The sequence below is a fragment of the Pseudomonas sp. Eth.TT006 genome, assembly GCF_054456575.1.
Map to the genome: position 1 here is coordinate 62,496 of NZ_JBTJEN010000003.1, position 13,277 is coordinate 75,772.

15 protein-coding genes and 3 tRNA genes are annotated in these 13,277 nt (G+C 60.4%); 12 read left to right on the forward strand and 6 right to left on the reverse strand.

What is annotated here, in order from left to right:
* Positions 1-53 precede the first annotated feature (53 nt).
* Complete coding sequence (gene ada / locus ACXR0M_RS06320) at positions 54-1,124, forward strand: bifunctional DNA-binding transcriptional regulator/O6-methylguanine-DNA methyltransferase Ada (protein ID WP_458830935.1); 1,071 nt, start codon at positions 54-56, stop codon at positions 1,122-1,124.
* A gap of 164 nt (positions 1,125-1,288) precedes the next feature.
* Here ada and acuI read toward each other — a convergent pair whose 3' ends face one another.
* Positions 1,289-2,272: an acrylyl-CoA reductase (NADPH) gene (acuI, locus tag ACXR0M_RS06325; RefSeq protein ID WP_458830937.1), complete on the reverse strand. Its 984-nt coding sequence runs from the start codon at positions 2,270-2,272 to the stop codon at positions 1,289-1,291.
* Between the two features lie 190 nt (positions 2,273-2,462).
* Here acuI and ACXR0M_RS06330 point away from each other — a divergent pair, with 190 nt between their 5' ends.
* The 11 genes from ACXR0M_RS06330 to ACXR0M_RS06380 all read left to right on the forward strand — a co-directional run bounded on the left by ACXR0M_RS06330 (position 2,463) and on the right by ACXR0M_RS06380 (position 11,268).
* Positions 2,463-3,527: an NAD(P)H-dependent flavin oxidoreductase gene (locus ACXR0M_RS06330; protein ID WP_458830939.1), complete on the forward strand. Its 1,065-nt coding sequence runs from the start codon at positions 2,463-2,465 to the stop codon at positions 3,525-3,527.
* Positions 3,528-3,668: 141 nt separating this feature from the next.
* Positions 3,669-4,436, forward strand: coding sequence for a molybdate ABC transporter substrate-binding protein (modA, locus tag ACXR0M_RS06335; RefSeq protein ID WP_458830941.1), 768 nt, complete (start codon positions 3,669-3,671; stop codon positions 4,434-4,436).
* Positions 4,437-5,117: a molybdate ABC transporter permease subunit gene (gene modB, locus ACXR0M_RS06340; protein ID WP_458830943.1), complete on the forward strand. Its 681-nt coding sequence runs from the start codon at positions 4,437-4,439 to the stop codon at positions 5,115-5,117.
* A 3-nt stretch (positions 5,118-5,120) separates the two neighbouring features.
* On the forward strand, positions 5,121-6,200 hold the full coding sequence (gene modC / locus ACXR0M_RS06345) for a molybdenum ABC transporter ATP-binding protein (protein WP_458830945.1): 1,080 nt from the start codon (positions 5,121-5,123) through the stop codon (positions 6,198-6,200).
* Positions 6,201-6,268: 68 nt separating this feature from the next.
* The gene (locus tag ACXR0M_RS06350; protein WP_458830947.1) at positions 6,269-7,297 is read left to right on the forward strand and encodes a DNA topoisomerase IB; all 1,029 of its coding nucleotides are present in this window, start codon (positions 6,269-6,271) and stop codon (positions 7,295-7,297) included.
* Positions 7,298-7,443: 146 nt separating this feature from the next.
* Positions 7,444-9,069, forward strand: coding sequence for an ATP-binding cassette domain-containing protein (locus ACXR0M_RS06355; RefSeq protein WP_458830949.1), 1,626 nt, complete (start codon positions 7,444-7,446; stop codon positions 9,067-9,069).
* Positions 9,070-9,139: 70 nt separating this feature from the next.
* Positions 9,140-9,370, forward strand: a complete 231-nt coding sequence (locus tag ACXR0M_RS06360) for a hypothetical protein (RefSeq protein ID WP_458830951.1) — start codon at positions 9,140-9,142, stop codon at positions 9,368-9,370.
* 122 nt (positions 9,371-9,492) lie between these two features.
* The gene (locus tag ACXR0M_RS06365) at positions 9,493-9,723 is read left to right on the forward strand and encodes a hypothetical protein (RefSeq protein ID WP_458830953.1); all 231 of its coding nucleotides are present in this window, start codon (positions 9,493-9,495) and stop codon (positions 9,721-9,723) included.
* A 282-nt stretch (positions 9,724-10,005) separates the two neighbouring features.
* On the forward strand, positions 10,006-10,353 hold the full coding sequence (locus ACXR0M_RS06370) for a hypothetical protein (protein ID WP_458830955.1): 348 nt from the start codon (positions 10,006-10,008) through the stop codon (positions 10,351-10,353).
* A 97-nt stretch (positions 10,354-10,450) separates the two neighbouring features.
* Positions 10,451-10,957 carry a peptide-methionine (S)-S-oxide reductase MsrA gene (gene msrA / locus ACXR0M_RS06375; RefSeq protein WP_458830957.1) on the forward strand — a complete coding sequence of 169 codons (507 nt, stop codon included), beginning with the start codon at positions 10,451-10,453 and terminating at the stop codon, positions 10,955-10,957.
* A 149-nt stretch (positions 10,958-11,106) separates the two neighbouring features.
* On the forward strand, positions 11,107-11,268 hold the full coding sequence (locus tag ACXR0M_RS06380; protein ID WP_458830959.1) for a hypothetical protein: 162 nt from the start codon (positions 11,107-11,109) through the stop codon (positions 11,266-11,268).
* Positions 11,269-11,401: 133 nt separating this feature from the next.
* Here ACXR0M_RS06380 and ACXR0M_RS06385 read toward each other — a convergent pair whose 3' ends face one another.
* The 5 genes from ACXR0M_RS06385 to pgsA all read right to left on the reverse strand — a co-directional run bounded on the left by ACXR0M_RS06385 (position 11,402) and on the right by pgsA (position 13,257).
* Positions 11,402-11,842 carry a hypothetical protein gene (locus ACXR0M_RS06385; protein ID WP_458830961.1) on the reverse strand — a complete coding sequence of 147 codons (441 nt, stop codon included), beginning with the start codon at positions 11,840-11,842 and terminating at the stop codon, positions 11,402-11,404.
* Positions 11,843-12,159: 317 nt separating this feature from the next.
* Positions 12,160-12,246, reverse strand: a tRNA-Leu gene (locus ACXR0M_RS06390).
* Between the two features lie 194 nt (positions 12,247-12,440).
* A tRNA-Cys gene (locus tag ACXR0M_RS06395) sits at positions 12,441-12,514 on the reverse strand.
* 46 nt (positions 12,515-12,560) lie between these two features.
* Positions 12,561-12,636, reverse strand: a tRNA-Gly gene (locus ACXR0M_RS06400).
* Positions 12,637-12,696: 60 nt separating this feature from the next.
* Positions 12,697-13,257: a CDP-diacylglycerol--glycerol-3-phosphate 3-phosphatidyltransferase gene (gene pgsA / locus ACXR0M_RS06405; protein WP_007965084.1), complete on the reverse strand. Its 561-nt coding sequence runs from the start codon at positions 13,255-13,257 to the stop codon at positions 12,697-12,699.
* Positions 13,258-13,277 lie beyond the last annotated feature (20 nt).

Consider the following 13,277-nt stretch of genomic DNA (forward strand, 5'->3'; position numbering starts at 1 on the left):
GCCGACATCGCCGCCGGTTAACCTGAATCAAACAGGTCAACGGACTACTTGCCATGAAGAAGCTGCCGCCGCTCCTCAACGTTGAAAACGATCCGCGCTGGATGGCCGTGGTTGCCCGCGATCCACAGGCCGATGGGCAGTTCGTGTATGCGGTAAAAACCACCGGCATCTATTGCCGCCCAAGCAGCCTTTCGCGCTTGCCCAAACCGCATAACGTCGAGTTTTTCGTCAGCGCCGAAGCCGCCGAGGCTGCGGGTTACCGCCCAAGCAAACGCGCCCGCAAGGATCAGACCGACGTTGCCGCGCAACATGCAGCGACCGTGGCGCTGGCCTGCCGGCAGATCGAGAGCAGCGAAAGCCTGCCCCCGCTCAATCAGCTCGCCGAGGCGGCCGGCCTCAGTCCATTCCATTTTCATCGGGTGTTCAAGGCCACCACTGGCCTGACGCCAAAGGGTTACGCGGCGGCGCATCGCTCGCGCAGAGTGCGTGAACGGCTGGCGGGCGGCGACTCGGTCACCACTGCGCTGTACGACGCCGGTTTCAATTCCAACAGCCGTTTTTACGAATCGGCCGACCAGCTGCTGGGCATGAAGCCCGGCGATTATCGTGCGGCCGGGCGCAACACCGACATTCATTTTGCCATCGGCCAATGTTCGCTGGGGGCGATTCTGGTGGCGCAGAGTGAGCGCGGCGTGTGTGCGATTCTGCTGGGCGACGATCCGCATCAACTGGTGTGCGATCTGCAGGATCAGTTTCGCCAGGCCAACCTGATTGGTGCCGACGCCGGGTTCGAACAGTTGATCGCCAAAGTGGTAGGTTTCGTCGAGGCGCCAGCGCTGGGCCTCGACCTGCCACTGGATGTGCGCGGCACCGCGTTTCAGGAGCGCGTGTGGCAGGCTCTGCGGGAGATCCCGGCCGGACGCACAGCCAGTTACGCCGAGATCGCCCAGCGGATCGGCGCGCCGACCTCCATGCGCGCCGTGGCGCAGGCCTGCGGCGCCAACCGTCTGGCCGTGGCCATCCCCTGCCATCGCGTGGTGCGCAGCGATGGCAATCTCTCGGGGTATCGCCGCTGGGGTGTGGAGCGCAAGCGCCAGTTGCTGGACCGTGAAAACCAGCCTTAGTGGGTAATACCAGTCAGTCAAGGATGAACGCTGTCCTGTGGCGAGGGGATTTAGCGAAACGTCGCACCGCCCCGATCGGCTGCGAAGCAGTCGCCGCTTTTGACAATTCCAGGGCCGCTTCGCAGCCCATCGGGGATAAATCCCCTCGCCACGAGCTGGTTTTGTCAGCGATTGACGTCGACCACCACTCTGCCGCGCAGCTGTCCGGCGAGCAGCTTGGGCGCCGCGTCGATGGCTTCGCTCAGGGCGATTTCGTGGCTGATCAAGGGCAGCAGGGCGAAATCCAGATCCTTGGCCAGACGCTGCCAGGCTTCGACTCGCCGCGCCTTGGGCTGGGTCACGCTGTTGACTCCGGCCAGGGTCAAACCGCGCAGAATGAACGGCGCCACCGATGCTGGAAAATCCATGCCCTGTGCCAGACCGCAAGCGGCTACCGTGCCTTCGGCGCGCGTACTGGCGCAGGCGTTGGCCAGCGTGTGACTGCCGACCGAATCAATCACCCCTGCCCAGCGCTCCTTGGCCAGCGGCTTGCCCGGCTCTGACAGGCTCGCGCGATCAATGATTTCGCTGGCGCCGAGTTGCTTCAAGTATTCATGCTCGGCCACCCGCCCGGTAGACGCCACCACGCGGTAGCCCAGCTTGCTGAGCAGAGCGATGGCGAAACTGCCAACCCCGCCATTGGCGCCGGTCACCAGTACTTCGCCCTGATCCGGCGTCACGCCGTTACGCTCCAGCGCCAGAATGCACAGCATCGCCGTGTAGCCCGCCGTGCCAATGGCCATTGCCTGCGCGGGAGTAAAAGCCTTGGGCAACGGAATCAGCCAGTCGCCATTGAGCCGCGCCTTTTGCGCCAGACCACCCCAGTGGCTCTCGCCCACGCCCCAGCCATTGAGCAGCACTTGATCCCCGGCCTTGTAATCGGGATGTGAGCTGACCTCGACCGTGCCCGCCAGGTCGATCCCCGGCACCATGGGAAACTTGCGCACCACCGGGCTGCTGCCGGTAATCGCCAGACCGTCCTTGAAGTTCAGCGTGCTGTAGGCGACCTGCACCGTCACGTCGCCTTCGGGCAATTGCGTTTCGCTGATCTGCTGCAGGCGGGCGTGATAACCGCTGTCGTCTTTGTCGATCAAAATACCGTTGAACATGGCTGCCTCTCAGTCAATGGATGCAAAACCTCGCGCCATGGAATACCACAAAAACAGCCGCCGTTGCTGCAAGGTGGGCGACGACGCTGACGGACGCGAGCAACAATCCGACTGGCCCTGAATGCGGCTTTACTGGTAAAAAACCCGTTCTGCCGTCCCTGCCCGCTTCATCGTTCGGAGAACCGCTTTCATGAGCCAATGGCCTGACACCCGCATCCTTGATCTGCTCGGTATCGAACTGCCCATCATCCAGGGCCCGATGGCCGGTGCAACCAATTCGTCCATGGTGATCGCGGTGTGCAACGCCGGCGGCCTGGGCTCGATGCCGGCGGCGATGCTGAGCATCGAGCAACTGCGCGAAGAGTTGAAGACGATTCGCCAGCACACGGACAAACCGTTCAACGTCAATTTCTTCTGCCATCAGCCACCGGCCGCCGATGAACAGCGCGCGCAGGACTGGAAGCAACTGCTCGAACCGTATTACCGCGAACTCGGCGTCGACTTTGATGCGCCAACACCGGTGTCCAACCGGGCGCCCTTCGATGCGGCGGCCTGTGCGGTACTGGAAGAATTCCGCCCGCCGGTGGTGAGTTTTCACTTTGGTCTGCCGGAGAAATCCCTGCTGGAGCGGGTCAAGGCCACTGGCGCGAAAATCCTTTCGTCTGCTACCACCGTCGATGAGGCGCTGTGGCTCGAGCAGCACGGTTGTGACGCGATTATCGCCATGGGCTACGAGGCTGGCGGGCATCGCGGGATGTTTCTCAGCGATGACTTGAGCAGCCAGGTCGGCACGTTTGCGCTGGTGCCGCAGGTCGCTGACGCGGTCAAGGTACCGGTGATCGCTGCCGGGGCGATTGCCGATGCGCGGGGTGTGGCGGCGGCATTGATGCTTGGTGCATCGGCGGCGCAGGTCGGTACTGCGTATCTGTTCACGCCGGAAGCGAAAGTCAGCGCCTCCCATCATCAAGCGCTGCGCAGCGCTAAAGAAAGCGAAACCGCCGTCACCAATCTGTTCACCGGTCGCCCGGCGCGGGGCATTCTCAACCGGGTGATGCGCGAGATCGGTCCGATGTCGGCCAAGGCTCCGGCGTTCCCGTTGGCCGGTGGCGCCTTGATGCCATTGCGCGCGAAAAACGAGGCGCAGTTCAGTAATCTTTGGGCCGGTCAGGCCTTCCCGTTGGGCAAGGAACTAAGCAGCGCCGAACTGACCCGGCAACTGGCTGAAGGTGCCCTGGCAAAACTGCTTCGCCGCTGATCCGGTGCCGGGTGAGGTATGGCACGGCCTCACCCTGCTTCATCAGCACTTCCCGCTCGTCGCCGTTTCGCTATATATTTCGCTACATAGCGCCTCTTCCTCTCGGATCGGCAGCACACGCGAATACAACGGAGCTGTTACATGACCATTCGTGCCTCACGTTTTGCCCCCACCTGCCTGGCTTCCCTGCTGGCGGTGTTCGCTGTCGGCGCCGCTCAGGCCGATGAAGTGCAGGTGGCGGTTGCCGCCAACTTCACCGCACCGATCCAGGCGATAGCCGCCGATTTCGAGAAAGACACCGGCCACAAACTGGTCGCGGCCTATGGCGCCACCGGCCAGTTCTACACCCAGATCAAGAACGGCGCGCCGTTCGAAGTGTTCCTCGCGGCCGACGACAGCACTCCGGAAAAACTGGAAAAAGAAGGCGACACGGTCAAAGGCTCGCGCTTCACCTACGCCATTGGCACCCTGGCGCTGTGGTCGGCGAAAGACGGTTATGTCGACGGCAAAGGTGAGGTGCTGAAGAAAAATGAGTACAAGCATCTGTCGATCGCCAACCCGAAAGCCGCGCCATACGGTCTGGCCGCGACTCAGGTACTGGAAAAGCTCAAGCTGACTGAAGCCACCAAAGCCAAGCTTGTCGAAGGCCAGAACATCACTCAGGCTTACCAGTTCGTGTCCACCGGCAACGCCGAACTGGGCTTCGTCGCGCTGTCGCAGATCTACAAGGACGGCAAGGTCAGCAGCGGTTCGGCATGGATCGTCCCAGCCAGCCTGCACGACCCGATCAAACAGGACGCGGTGATTCTCAACAAAGGCAAGGACAGCGCCGCCGCCAAGGCACTGGTCGACTACCTCAAAGGCCCGAAAGCCGCTGCGGTGATCAAGTCCTACGGCTACCAACTCTAAATGTCGCTCTCGAGTGCCGACTTCGCGGCGATCTGGCTGACCCTGAAACTGGCGTCGCTGACCACCGTCATCCTGCTGATCATCGGCACTCCGATTGCCCTGTGGCTGTCGCGCAGCCGTTCCTGGCTGCGCGGACCGATCGGAGCGATCGTCGCCCTGCCGCTGGTGCTGCCACCGACCGTGATCGGATTCTATCTGCTGCTGATGATGGGGCCGCATGGCTTTCTCGGGCAATTCACCCAGTGGCTCGGACTTGGCACATTGACGTTCAGTTTCACCGGGCTGGTGATCGGTTCGGTAATCTATTCCATGCCGTTTGTGGTGCAACCGTTGCAAAACGCCTTCTCCGCCATCGGCACTCGCCCACTGGAAGTCGCAGCGACCCTGCGCGCCAATCCCTGGGACACTTTTTTCAGCGTGATTCTGCCTCTGGCACGCCCAGGATTTGTCACCGCAGCGATCCTCGGTTTCGCGCATACCGTCGGCGAATTCGGCGTGGTACTGATGATCGGCGGCAACATTCCCGACAAGACCCGAGTGGTTTCGGTGCAGATCTACGACCACGTCGAAGCCATGGAATACGCCCAGGCTCATTGGCTGGCCGGGGCGATGCTGGTGTTTTCGTTTGTGGTGTTGCTGGTGTTGTATTCCAGCCGCAAGACCCGCGCGGGCTGGAGCTGATCGATGATTGATGCACGCCTGAAAATCACTTATCCGGGTTTCAATCTGGATGTCGATCTGCACCTGCCGGGGCGCGGGGTGACCGCGCTGTACGGGCATTCCGGTTCGGGCAAAACCACCTGCCTGCGCTGCATCGCCGGGCTCGAACGCGCCGAACAAGGGTTCATTCAGGTCAACGACGAAGTCTGGCAGGACAGCGAACGGCGCATTTTTGTCCCGCCGCACAAACGCGCGCTGGGGTATGTATTCCAGGAAGCCAGCCTGTTTCCGCACTTGTCGGTGCTGGCTAATCTGCAATTCGGCCTCAAGCGCATCGCCAGATCCGAGCGCCGGGTCGACCTGGCGCAGGCCACCGAACTGCTGGGGATCGGCCATTTGCTCGAACGCCATCCACAGCACTTGTCCGGCGGCGAACGCCAGCGGGTCGGCATCGCCCGAGCGCTGCTGACCAGTCCCAAGCTGTTGCTGATGGACGAACCGCTGGCCGCCCTCGACAGTCAGCGCAAAAACGAGATTCTGCCGTACCTGCAACGCTTGCACGATGAGCTGGATATTCCAGTGCTGTACGTCAGCCACGCGCAGGATGAGGTCGCGCGACTGGCCGATCATCTGGTGTTACTCAGCGACGGCAAGGCCCTGGCCAGCGGCCCGATTGGCGAAACCCTCGCCCGCCTCGACCTGCCGATGGCGCTGGGCGATGACGCCGGGGTGATCATTGAAGGCCAGGTCAGCGCCTACGACGCCGATTACCAGTTGCTCAGCCTGCAACTGCCCGCTACCGCGATGAACATCCGTGTGACGCACGCGCCGATGGCAGTCGGTCAGACCCTGCGCGCCAAGGTCCACGCTCGCGACATCAGCCTGAGCCTGCACAACAGCGAGGCCAGCAGCATCCTCAATCGCTTGCCGGTCACCGTGGTCAGCGAGCAGGCGGCGGACAACTCGGCGCATGTGCTGATTCGTCTGGATGCCGGCGGCACCCCGCTGCTGGCGCGGATCACTCGTTTCTCAAGGGATCAGCTAGGCGTCCACCCGGGCCAGCACTTGTGGGCGCAAATCAAGGCCGTTGCCGTACTGGCCTGAATTGGTTGGCACGACGGCCACGACGCGCGGTCAATCGCTGTAACAGAGCGAATCCCCAGGACACTGCCATGCCCGACACTGTAATTGCCGACGTGCTTCCACCCGACCTGCACTACGTCGACGACACCCAACCCGGCCTCACCCGCAAAAAACTGCGCGGCAAATTCGCCTATTTCGATCCGGCCGGGCAGCGCATTACTGACCCTGACGAGATCAAACGCATCAACTCACTGGCGGTGCCACCGGCCTACACCGATGTGTGGATCTGCGCCGACCCGCGCGGCCATTTGCAGGCCACCGGTCGCGATGCCCGGGGCCGCAAGCAATATCGCTATCACCCGCGCTGGCGCGAAGTGCGCGACGAAGACAAATATTCGCGCTTGCGGGAGTTCGGCCTGGCGCTGCCCAAGTTGCGCAAACAACTGGAAACCTTGCTCGACGCGCCGGGGTTCAGCCGCGACAAGGTCATGGCCACCGTCATTACCCTGCTCGACGCCACGCTGATCCGCGTCGGCAACACACAGTACGCGCGGGACAATCGCTCCTATGGCCTGACGACCCTGCGCAGCCGGCATGTCGAGGTCAACGGCAGTGCGATCCTGTTTCAGTTCCGCGGCAAGAGCGGCGTCGAACATCAGATCACCGTCAAGGACCGACGTCTGGCGCGCATCATCAAGCGCTGCCTGGAGATTCCCGGACAGAACCTGTTTCAGTACCTGGACGAAAACGGCGAGCGCCACAGCGTCAGCTCCCACGACGTCAATGCCTACCTGCGAACCCTCACCGGCGCCGACTTCACCGCCAAGGACTACCGCACCTGGGCCGGCAGCGCATTGGCGCTGTCGGTATTGCGCGAATTGCAATGGCAGTCGGAAGCCGAGGCCAAACGGCATGTAGTGGACATGGTCAAGCACGTGTCGAAACAGCTGGGTAACACCCCGGCGGTGTGCCGCAAGTGCTACATCCATCCGGCGGTGGTCGAACACTTCATGCTCGGCGCCCTCGCCGAACTGCCACGCCCGCGCGTACGCAAGGGCTTGCGCGCAGAGGAAGTGGCGCTGGCGATGTTTCTCGAGCAGATGATGGAAGCGCCTTGATCGCGGCGCAGCGCTGATCTAGGCTAGCGACCTTTCCTTTCTTCAGGACACCCGCAGACAGTGAACAATCAAGCCTTCTGAAAATGTAATCGCGACACGCGCTGAAGCGCGCCTGTCACTGTTCACGACATTTTTCGGAGGTGCCGATGACTCACGTCTCGCGTACGCCTGCCCTCGTCTGCCTGAATCGAACGACCTTTCAGTTCGCCAATGGCGAGACGATTTTCAACGATCTGAACCTGCAATTCGATCACACCCCCACCGCGATCGTCGGACGCAATGGCGTCGGTAAAAGTGTGCTGGCCCGGCTGATTGCCGGACGCTTGCAACCGACTGCCGGCAGCGTCACCCGCACGGTGGCGCTGGCTTATGTAGCGCAAACATTCGTCGCCGAACCGGGGCAAACCGTGGCCGATGCCACCGGCACCGCTGCTGCTCTTGAAGCGCTGCAACGCCTGCAGCGGGGCGAAGCGGTGGCGGAAGATTTCAACATCCTCGGCGATCGCTGGGATCTGCCGGAACGTCTGCGCCAATGGCTGGATGACGCGGGCCTGCCGGACATTGGCACGGCGGATCTGACTGAATCCCTGAGCGGCGGCCAACAAGCGCGGCTGGCGTTGATCGGCGCATTCCTGAGTCCGGCGCGTCTGCTGGTGCTGGATGAGCCGACCAACCATCTGGACGCCGCCGGACGGCGCTGGTTGATGACCCAGTTGCAACGCTGGCGCGGCGGACTGATCGTCGTCAGCCATGACCGGCAATTGCTCGAACGCATGCAGCGCATCGTCGAGCTGACGCCGTTGGGCGCCACGGTGTACGGCGGCAACTTTGCGGCGTATCAGCAGCAGCGTCAGCTGCATCACGCGGCCGCCCAAGCGACGCTCGATCAAAGCCGAACCGAACGCCGCCGCGAACAACAACGTCTGCAAAACGAGCACGACACCATCCAGCGCCATGCCGCACGCTCGCTGCGCAACGCCAGGACCGCCAACGTCTCGGGCTTCGAGCGCGCGAGCCTCAAGGGTGCCGCGCGGCAGATCATGGGACAGGTGCGCCATGGTCATCAGCAACGCAAGTCAGCGCTCGACGCTCGGGTACGTGACGCCTACGCCAAAGTGCTGCCGGACGATGCGGTACTGATGAACCTTCCCGGCAGCGCCGTGCCCGCCTCGCGCAGGGTCTGCACCTTGAGCGACGTGCGTGTGCCATGGCTCCCGGCGCAAGTGCTCGATCTGACGCTGAGCGGCCCTGCGCGCGTCGCCGTCAATGGCCCCAATGGCTGCGGCAAATCGACCTTGCTCGCACTGCTCGCCGGCGATCTGCTTCCTGCGAGCGGCGAATGCATCACTCATGTGCCCGTGGCCTATCTGGATCAGCAACTGAAGCTGCTCGAAGACCAGCCAAGCGTCATCGAGCAGTTGATCGCACTGCAAAGTCCGTTGAGTGAAAGCGAACTGCGCAGCCACCTGGCGCACCTGCAACTGGACGCGCAGCGGGTCACCCGACCAAGTGCGTCGCTGAGCGGCGGCGAGCGCCTGAAAGCGGCGCTGGCCGTCGCGTTGTGGCGCCAGACACCGGCGCAATTGTTGCTGCTTGATGAACCGACCAACCATCTGGACCTGGCATCGGTAGAGGCTTTCGAACAGGCATTGCAGACGTTTCCCGGGGCGATTGTCGCGGTTTCCCACGATCCGGACTTTCTCCTCGCATTGAAACCGACCCAGCGTCTGGATTGGCAGGGTGAAGAATGGCGTCTGCAACCGACGAGCTGACTGTCTATTTTTTGCACGATTGGCCAAGGCTTCTATAGTTGATCTCACACCTATTCGCCGGGGTGACGCCATGGAAGACATTTTTGTCGTCAAACGCTGCAGCAAGATCATCATTCACGGTCGCCGCGCCGGAGAAAGCCAGCACGCACCCGCCGAAGCCAGCAGTTGGTATCGCATCAATGACACCCGTACCGGCGGCTTCATCGGCGATGGTTACGACCGTGAGGAAGAAGCCCAACGCGAATGTCGCCGATTGAATGCCGCCAGCGCACTGGTTGTGGCTCGCGAGTCGAGCGGCTGATGCACATGACCGGGCGGGTCTATACTCAATTCAGCTGACGGACCAGCGCCCCATCGGCAGACAGCTCGCAACCCGCGGGCTTTTTGCTGCCTCTCAACGGTTTGTCTGAACGGAGGTGTTCCATGTCCGAAAAAGAGTCCATCACCACCCTCCTCACCTTGCTCGATTCGCGTCAGGCGCGACTGGCGGCGGCCTGCAAGGAGATCGCCGACTGGGTCGATAACCAGGGCGGACACCCCACCGCCCTGCGTATACGCGATCGCCTCAACGACATCGAAAAAGACACGCCGCTGATCCGCAGCACACTGTCTTCGCTGCGGCCGGTAGAACGGCCATTGCCGCGTTTCAGATGACTGCATCGCCCAATGTGTGGTGCTCCGTTGGCGCTCGGAATGTACCGAGCGCCTGACTCTTATGGTCGGGTCACAGCGCCCGTCCCGGGGATTTTCATTGCCGGTTTTTTAGAAATCTCCGAGGAGCTGTTCCGAGACAGTCGCTTGAATGCTTCCCGCCGCAGGTTGACGTGCTGACCCGCGCCCCTAATCGAGCAAAAGCCCCTACTGTAGAGAATTCATATCCTGCACAGCGCCTTCTCGAATGTTAAAGTTCGTGCACTCATTCAAGGAAGACGCCTCTTGCTCATACCAAAACTCGCATTAACAGCCGCAATGGTCATTCTGAGCCTTCCAACTCACGCGGCTCCCCTGCCCAATGAAGTTTTCGAAGAGTGCAAACGCACGCAAAACTCGGCCGAGAAAATCATGAAAGCCCGACAGGCCGGGGTTCCGAGGGCTTCACTCGAGGAACTGGCTGAGGGCGCGGGAGATCAGTACGTCAGCGAGTTGTACAAAATCCTGATTGAACAGGCCTATCAGATCCCGGTTTACCCTTCCGAAGCACAGCAGCAACAAGTGACCACTGACTTTCAAAAGAACTTTTTCTCCGCTTGCATCGTGACCGCCGGAAAGCCCAAAGCAAGTTGATCCTGGGCAGGGACACAGGCTGGTTGGCCTTGGAATTGGCTAACCCGCCCTTATAACAATGGCTCTACCCGCTGCCACCCAAGAGGAAGCCCAGACCATGACCACTCAAACCGAAACCGCCATTCTCGCTGGCGGCTGCTTCTGGGGCATGCAAGACCTGCTGCGACGCTATCCCGGCGTGCTGCAGACGCGCGTCGGCTACACCGGCGGTGACGTGCCGAATGCCACCTATCGCAACCACGGCACCCACGCCGAAGCCATCGAAATCGTTTTCGATCCGGCGGTGATCAGCTATCGACAGATTCTCGAGTTTTTCTTTCAGATCCACGACCCGAGCACGCCCAATCGCCAAGGCAATGACCTGGGTCCCAGCTATCGTTCGGCGATTTATTACCTGAACGAACAGCAACGTGACATCGCTGAAGACACCGCTGCCGATGTCGACGCCTCAAAGTTGTGGCCTGGAAGAGTCGTCACCGAAATCGAACCCGCGGGGCCGTTCTGGGAAGCCGAACCCGAGCATCAGGACTACCTGGAGCGGATTCCGAATGGCTACACCTGCCACTTTATCCGTCCGAACTGGAAGCTGCCCAAGCGTGGTTGAAAGGAGCGCGCACGTCCAGCATCGATCAATTTGGTGACACTGCCGTAGCACAGTTATAGCCCCCAAAGATGAACATACGTTCATCGAAAGGACGCTCCAATGCGTCTAGCCTGCGGGTTCCGACATAGTGACTACAGGAGTACCCCACCATGTTCTCGCACGAAAGCCTCCCGCTGACTGCCATTTTCATCATCATGCTGTTGTGCGCGCTTGCGGCGTTTTTACACCCGGTACACGCGCTCTTCAGTTGGCTACGCAGGCGCAAGGAACGAGCAGACGCCCGACGTGCTGAAGAGGTCGATTCGCGCTGAATGTTTCCTTGTGACAGGCCCGGATACGCCCGGGCTTTCTGTTCTCTCTGTCTGTAACGCAGAAAACGAAAAGGCCCAGCGCGCAGGCTGGGCCTATTTCTTAGCCGACGTTAATCATCAGCAAGCGGGCGCTTTACGCGGCCACCCTTTCGTGCTCGCTTTCATGGACGTATACCCAGGAAATGCCCGATGGAGAAGCAGGGTCAACACGCATGAGCGCCGAATCAACTTTTTTCCTGGTAATGCCTTCTTTGACCAGATCAAAGACTGCCAGGAAAAAGTCCCCCGGAAGCGCTGTGATCGAGAGATTGGTGATGTGCGATTCAGGGCTTCCTGCTCGCTTGCCATACAGCCCCCAGAGTCGCTCCCAATAGTCCGCCCGATTCACGATTTGTCCGTCGGTGAGCACCACGCGAAACTCGCTCGACAATGCATCGTACAGGGGCTTGATGGCGCCTTCCGACTGCGAAGACATACCGCGAGACCACGGAAAAAACAGGTTGTACCAGCGGTACACCTCGGCTTTGACCAGAGCGGCTTTATTTGAAATTTCGAGTGTTTGATTGATTGCCATCTGTGTTCTCCTTAACACGTTGCAGGTGGCGAATTGCGCGTTGCAGGCGGAGATCTGTTCACTACGCTTTGATCAAGATCCATCCTGATATCAACGCGATTGGGGCGACTCGAATGATCACGAATGACGTCCGATCGTTTCGACCCGGTCATAAACCTAGACGCTTGCTGCAAAGATTGCCTTCAGAAATGACCAACGGTCTTTTCCTGCAATCGCTGAAACGCGAGGGAAAAATTTGAGGGGATGTAATACGGAACGGTGTCCGGAAACAAACAAGGGCTTGCATCAGCTTTCGCCCGCAAACCCTTGATTTTAGATGGTGCCCGAAGCCGGAATCGAACCGGCACGCCCTTACGAGCGGGGGATTTTAAGTCCCATGCGTCTACCAGTTTCGCCATTCGGGCGGTAGCGCGGTGCGGCGTTCATGCCAGTCGATCAACGAACCTGACAGTGTTAAGCCTTGTGAAGCAGAACGGGAAATATATACATCACGTCCCGGTGAAGCAAGTTCGCAGAGCCCGATTTCAAGACTAAATCTTGCAGCGCACTGCAAATAAAAAAGCTCCGTAAATCATGGATCTACGGAGCTTGTTTATAGTGGAGGCCGAGGTCGGAATCGAACCGGCGTAGGTGGATTTGCAATCCACTGCATAACCATTTTGCTACTCGGCCTCAAACGATCGCTGTCTAGTAGCACAACAACAACCGCGTACAAACTTGGAGCGGGAAACGAGACTCGAACTCGCGACCCCGACCTTGGCAAGGTCGTGCTCTACCAACTGAGCTATTCCCGCTTGGTGTGGCGCATTCTATAGATTTCAGATGCCCCGTCAACCCTTTGATTCAAAAAAGTTTTATTTCTTTTCAACGTCGGTTTTCAGATGTGGCCAGGCAGCCCGCAGGTATTGAACCATCGACCACAATGTCAGGCCGGCCGAGATCATCAGCAACGAATAACCCAGCAAGACCCAGAAGCTGAAGTCGCGAGGATTGGCCAGCAGGATAACCAGCGCCAGCATCTGCGCTGCGGTCTTCCATTTGCCGAGATTGGATACCGCTACGTGAGCACGGGCACCGAGTTCGGCCATCCACTCACGCAGGGCCGATACGACAATCTCCCGGCCGATGATGACGGCAGCCGGCAGCGTCAGCCACAAGTTACCGTGTTCCTGTACCAACAGCACCAATGCCACGGCGACCATCAGCTTGTCGGCAACCGGATCGAGGAAGGCGCCAAACGGTGTGCTTTGTTCCAGGCGCCGAGCCAGATAGCCATCCAGCCAGTCGGTGGCCGCCGCGAAGGCGAATACCGATGCGGAGGCCATGTAACTCCACTGGTAAGGCAGATAGAACAACAAAATGAAGATCGGGATGAGCAGGACGCGTAGAACGGTAATCAGATTAGGGATATTCATCGGCACAACTGGCTACGAGG